Raw genomic sequence first — 5580 nt, forward strand, 5'->3', positions numbered from 1 at the left:
TTATAGATGATTTCCTCACCTAAGATCACATTTTATTCTTTTTTCCACTTCAATCTAAGAATTGAGAAAAAAGCAAAACCTTATATTATACCATAAAAAAATTATGCAAGAGGTCTAATGAACACCCAACTGATTGATTCTCTCGCGCGAATAATTCTCTCTCTCTCCGAGGAAGAAAGAGAGTTACTGAATCGAAAAATTGAGAGCGAACAACGGGAAAATTTGCAGATTAACGCTCAAATTTTGGATTTAGAAACCCGTATCAAGCAATAGGAAAATCAATATCCCATGAGTTCGGAAGAATTCTATCCTAGATTTCGTTCTGGTGAGCTAGGGGACGCTATGGATTATTTCGAGTGGAATGTTTATTATGAAATGCTATTGGCAGCTAGAAAAGAGATAAGTTTACGATCAAATTAGATGGAGATAGCCGATTATATTCGCAAGGTTAAACGGAAATTATCTGAGAGTTCGATTGTGAACTCTTTCGCGATTGTCGATGAAAGAATTTTATTCGATCGAGGCTATTTCCGAGCGAGAGTCCTTCGATTTCAGGACAACAACTGTATAAAATTGAACCACTGAGATAAATCATGAATCCTAGAGTTAAAGAAGTTATCCCTTTGCCAAACTATCAATTACAACTCATCTTTACTAATGAAGAAAAGAAAATTTATGATTGTTCACCACTGCTCGATTTTGGCATCTTTCAAGAACTTAAAAACAAACAGTATTTTAATCAAGTAAAAATTTTAGATGGTACGGTAACTTGGCCGAACGAACAAGATATCTGTCCGGATACTCTCTATCTTGACTCCATTTCCCAAACCTAGAACAGTTCGATCGAGGAACCCCGACAACAAAAGTAACGCTCCCACTGATCAGATTTTCTTTCGCTACAGCCTTTCTCAGAGAGATGAGGTTAGTTATTGTCGCTAAAATAAGCTAAACGGCGCTTAACCTGCATGATCCAATAGCTATAACCCTTTTGGAGTCTATATCGGTGATCCGAAGTAAAAGCCGTTTAGCTTACTTGATGAGTAAGGATTACTCTGTACTTCATCTCTAGGAGAAAGAGTGAGAAATTTTCTATTTACCCGGTGATTGCTGTGGGAAGGGAAAAGTTAGAGGCAATCGGGGCAAAATGATAAGTATTCTATATACAAACACCTTCAATACTTAAAAATATTTAAATTTACAATTGGTAATATTTATTTTTACTTAAGAATTTATTGAGAATAATTTCTATTTATTTACGAGGTGACAATACTTCCAGCGATTTTGGTATAATTTTGCATTATGCTATGGTGGGTTTTTCTGTGCTTTTTTGGACTTTTCAAGGTCTAGCTTGCCTTGAAACCATTGCTAAATCTAGACTTTCCCTTTTAGCCAAACCAAACACTTTGGTCAATTATGCCTTTTTTCCCGAACAACGTTGATCTAATTTTTGTGTAGTTTTGTTGCAAAGTCAAAATTTTTTTGACAAAATGCCCGAATTGTGGTAAAGACGAAATGACGGGATTTAGCATCATCTCTATCTGTTCTACCTCACCCTTAAGATAACTGCTAGAGTTGTTTTTTCGGCTCTTCGGTTTGTGTTATGCAATGGACGGGGGTTATAAGGGATGGAACCCTTATATAGAAAGGCATTTAGCGATTTTTGTCAATTGTTTTTGCTCTAGAGCGAACTAATCAATTAAGAACCATACCAAGTAACGAAGAACCGTTTTTTCTGGTATTTGAATTGATAAAAATAAATTTATTTGATGTTGTCTGTGGAGATTTTTTGGGTAAGTAGCTGGTTATAATCTAATTGAAACCACTTAATTAAGTAGCTGGTTATAATTAAATTAAAAATGGATTTTAGGTTCGATCCCCCCTGCCCCCCTTGATAAGGGGGGTGCCGATAGGCGGGGGGATCCCCCTGAATAAGGGGGGCATCTGATAATTTTTAACGCCTACCTACTTAGGCAGTATTTTGTTAAGTAAAGAGCCGCTATGTACGTTTTAATTGGTGGGGCGGGAATGATGGGGCTAGGTTTAGCCCAACAACTTTTAGACTTGGGACACACCGTGGCCATCGTTGATGTGGACCCTTTAGCTTGTCGGTTTGCCCGGGAAAAAATTGGTGTCATGGCCTTTGAGGGGAGCGCTGTCAGCACGAAAGTTCTGCTAGAGGCGGGGATTCAACAAGCTAACGCGGTTGTGGCCGCACTAAGGGACGATGCGATGAATCTAGCCCTAGTCACCCTGTCTAGAAGTTATGGCATTTCCCATATTGTGGTGAGAATGTGCGATCGCGAATTTCTCGAAGCCTATCGTCTTGCTGGAGCTAGTCACATCATCAGCACGATTGATTTAGCCGTTGCCACCATGGCCAATGCGATCGAATACCCCGAAGTAGAATCGATGATGCACTTTGAACAGGGGCAAGTGGAAGTGTTAAAGCTGCCCGTCCCCAAGGATTGTTATGTAGCTGGGCGTACCGTTGCCCAAATCGCTCAAGATGCCAACTTTCCGACCGGTTCGCTGATTATTGGCTATCAGTGTCACGCTTCTGCCAGTTTAGAGATTCCCAACGGCAATACCGTCCTAGAAGCCGACTCAACTATTTTGGTGGTTACTCGTCCGGAATTCGTCAAACCGATGATCGATTACCTCGGCATTCAAACTAATCATCGTCCAACGATAGAAGTTTCTCATCCAAACCTTTAACGTAGGATTGTACTAAATCTTCTGGTACAATGCGTTTGCGAAGTGCATCCCCCAGGGCGGCTTTCTCGGCGAGGAACAATCGTCGTCGAATGGCATCTAACTGACTGTTGTTAGGCTCCATTTGCCCCGATCGAGACTGATTATAAGCATCCCGCAGCAGCCGTTCCGATACCGCCACTTTTGCCTGATAAGATGCCCACAGTTCTTCGTACACTGCTTTCGGTAAAACGCCGGATTTCAGTAAATTGGCTAACTCATCTTGTGCCGCTTTCGACGCGATCAACTGCAGCTGTAACTGTCCAATATCCCGTGTTACTGCCGAAACCTGACTAATATTGAGCTTTTTAATTAACCAGGGTAAGGCTAATCCTTGGATAACCAGAGAAAATAACACAGCCCCAAAGACTAGCTCGATGATCAATTCCCGCCCTGTTAGAGCCAAAGGAATGGCAACCGCTAGGGCCATGGAGAGTGAACCCTTGATGTTGCCCAAAATCAGAATATGTTGCCAGCGTAAGGGGATTGGTCGATCGATCCAGCGAAGTACCGATAGTAAAGAATATACTGACAGAATACGCCCCAATTGATAAGCCAAAATGACCAGCACAATCGATGGCAAGGTTTGCCATAGGGTCAAGGGGTTGATTTCAATGCCAATGAGCAGAAAAATAAAGGTATTGACGATAAAACCGGCATATTCCCAAAAACTGATCAGGGTAATGCGATCGGATGCAGAGGCGCTGCGAGGCAGCCCCAAGTTACCAAAGACAAGTCCGGCAATAACTACCGCCACCGCTCCCGATACACCCAAAAACTGCCCGAGTTGAAAAGCTCCCAAGGCAAGCGCAACCGTAAGCAACAGGCTACTCAGCGGATCCCGTAAGCGCACATAGATGGGAAGACACAGATAGCCCAGGACAGCACCCACTAATCCCCCACCCAGAGCAACGATCAACACTTCCTCGATAACTTGTGTGGTGCTGATGGTTCCGGTCGCGTAAATCACCAAGAGCAAATTGAAGGTGACGAGTGCGGCTGTATCATTAAATAGTGTTTCCCCTTCCACAATAGTCAAGAGCCTAGAGGGAACCCGAATTTCCTTAAAGACGGCAATTATTGAGACAGTATCGGTATTTGCTAGAATCACTCCCACCAGTAAGGCGGGAATCCAATCTAGCCCCAGGCCAAATTTTACCAAAACTGCAATAATCGCCGCAGAAAAAACCGAGCCGGGTCCTGCCAGCAGTGCGATCGGTTTAAAGGTACTGCGAAGACGGCTGATATCGGTATTAATCGCCGCTTCAAAAATCAGAATCGGCAGAAAAAGGTTAAGCACTAAAAACGGATCTAACCCAATACGACGAGATAACAGATCGGTAATCGGTAATCCTGCTAAGACTAAACCTGCCACATAGGAAATGCGTAATCGCTGGGTTACTAGAGCTACGGCAGTGGCAATCAGTAGCAGCAGGATCAAGACAAGAACCAGTTCAGGAATGTCTCCCACCGTTTGGCTGTTCACAGCAGAATTGCTATCGAAGGATTTTTGTTGTGCTGCCCAGGCTACTAATAATTCTCCCCTCATAGGACGATTTTACCGAGAATTAAGAACTTGACTATTTTTACAATATAACGGAGGTTATGGTAGTTACAGCCTTTCTCAGATAGATACGGTTAGTTATTGTTGCTAAGTAGGTAGGCACAATTATTTGTAGGATGGGTTAGCGGTAGCGTAACATAATCGGGCGTTGGGTTTCATGCTTCAACCCAACCTACGTTCATTTTATATTTAATTCCACCCAGCTACTTAAAATACTTGATGAGTAAGGATTAATGGCTCTTCTCGACTTTGTGTGATAATTTTTGCTTATGGAATCGTGAAATGCTTATCAGGCAAGACTTTTAGTGCTATTTGGCGGAATAAACTATCAGTATAGACCTCGTTTCCACACAAATTTGTACTTCATCTCTAGGAGAAAGAATGAGAAATTTTCTATTTACCCGGTGATTGCTGTGGGGAGGGAAAAGTTAGAGGCAATCGGGGCAAAATGATAAGTATTTTATATGCAAATACCTTCAATACTTAAAAATATTTAAATTTACAATTGGTAATATTTATTTTTACTTAAGAATTTATTGAGAATAATTTCTATTTATTTACGAGTTGACAATACTTCCAGCGATTCTGGTATAATTTTGCATTATGCTATGGTGGATTTTTCTGTGCTTTTTTGGACTTTTCAAGGTCTAGCTTGCCTTGAAACCATTGCTAAATCTAGACTTTCCCTTTTAGCCAAACCAAACACTTGCGCCAATTATCCCTTTTTTCCCCTAACAACGTTGATCTAATTTTTGTGTAGTTTTGTTGCAAAGTCAAATTTTTTTTGACAAAATGCCCAAATTGTGGTAGGGACGAAATGACGGGATTTAGCATCATCTCTGGTTCCAGTGTTTCCTAAAATCAGAGACTTCCTGCCTCACCCTTAAGATAACTGCTAGAGTTGTTTTTTCTTGTATTTGAATTGATAAAAATAAATTTATTTGATGTTGTCTGTGGAGATTTTTTGGGTAATATAAACCGCTCTCTTGTTTATTACAACGCCAATGCAAAAACTTGTTCAGTAAAACCAAGAGCAATCACTAACAGGCTGGCATGACCTTCTAATTGTTAGTCTCACTGAGTCTAGTTGAGAAAACCACCATAACCAGCCCTGATTATTAACTAAAATTCTCTAAAGCTTCAAATTGACGTAAAGCAAGACTAGAACCTTGATTCCAGCCTAATTCAACATAATAGGGAAAAAGTTTCTTGATATTTATATCGGGAAAGAGAAGACTATTTTCCTTTTCTTGATAACCGTCTTC

5 protein-coding genes and 1 pseudogene are annotated in these 5580 nt (G+C 41.0%); 4 read left to right on the top strand and 2 right to left on the bottom strand.

Features of this window, described 5'->3' with window-relative positions:
- The first annotated feature begins 117 nt into the window (after positions 1-117).
- From EWV66_RS06520 to EWV66_RS06535, 4 genes are all read left to right on the top strand, one after another.
- Complete coding sequence (locus EWV66_RS06520) at positions 118-273, top strand: hypothetical protein (RefSeq protein ID WP_249264864.1); 156 nt, start codon at positions 118-120, stop codon at positions 271-273.
- A gap of 320 nt (positions 274-593) precedes the next feature.
- A complete protein-coding gene (locus EWV66_RS06525) occupies positions 594-833 on the top strand; it encodes a DUF2442 domain-containing protein (RefSeq protein ID WP_002773190.1) in 240 nt (79 codons plus the stop codon).
- A 399-nt stretch (positions 834-1232) separates the two neighbouring features.
- Positions 1233-1439 (top strand): hypothetical protein, encoded by a 207-nt coding sequence (locus EWV66_RS06530; protein ID WP_052276011.1) that lies wholly within the window; start codon positions 1233-1235, stop codon positions 1437-1439.
- A 559-nt stretch (positions 1440-1998) separates the two neighbouring features.
- On the top strand, positions 1999-2715 hold the full coding sequence (locus EWV66_RS06535; RefSeq protein WP_287108939.1) for a potassium channel family protein: 717 nt from the start codon (positions 1999-2001) through the stop codon (positions 2713-2715).
- On the opposite strand, the gene EWV66_RS06540 is transcribed toward EWV66_RS06535, so the two are convergent.
- Together EWV66_RS06540 and EWV66_RS06545 are read right to left on the bottom strand one after the other, a co-directional pair.
- On the bottom strand, positions 2672-4300 hold the full coding sequence (locus tag EWV66_RS06540) for a cation:proton antiporter (protein WP_081417849.1): 1629 nt from the start codon (positions 4298-4300) through the stop codon (positions 2672-2674). The two genes, EWV66_RS06535 and EWV66_RS06540, sit on opposite strands and share 44 nt — an antisense overlap.
- 1133 nt (positions 4301-5433) lie before the next feature.
- Positions 5434-5580: pseudogene (locus EWV66_RS06545) on the bottom strand (Uma2 family endonuclease); the annotation flags it as partial.

Source organism: Microcystis sp. M_OC_Ca_00000000_C217Col, assembly GCF_007095585.1.
Lineage (GTDB): Bacteria > Cyanobacteriota > Cyanobacteriia > Cyanobacteriales > Microcystaceae > Microcystis > Microcystis panniformis.

Excerpts from the sequence above, each read along its gene's own strand:
- EWV66_RS06520 (WP_249264864.1), top strand. The coding sequence starts at position 118 with ATGAACACCCAACTGATTGATTCTCTCGCGCGAATAATTCTCTCTCTC.
- EWV66_RS06525 (WP_002773190.1), top strand. The coding sequence starts at position 594 with ATGAATCCTAGAGTTAAAGAAGTTATCCCTTTGCCAAACTATCAATTA.
- EWV66_RS06535 (WP_287108939.1), top strand. The coding sequence starts at position 1,999 with ATGTACGTTTTAATTGGTGGGGCGGGAATGATGGGGCTAGGTTTAGCC.
- EWV66_RS06540 (WP_081417849.1), bottom strand. The coding sequence starts at position 4,300 with ATGAGGGGAGAATTATTAGTAGCCTGGGCAGCACAACAAAAATCCTTC.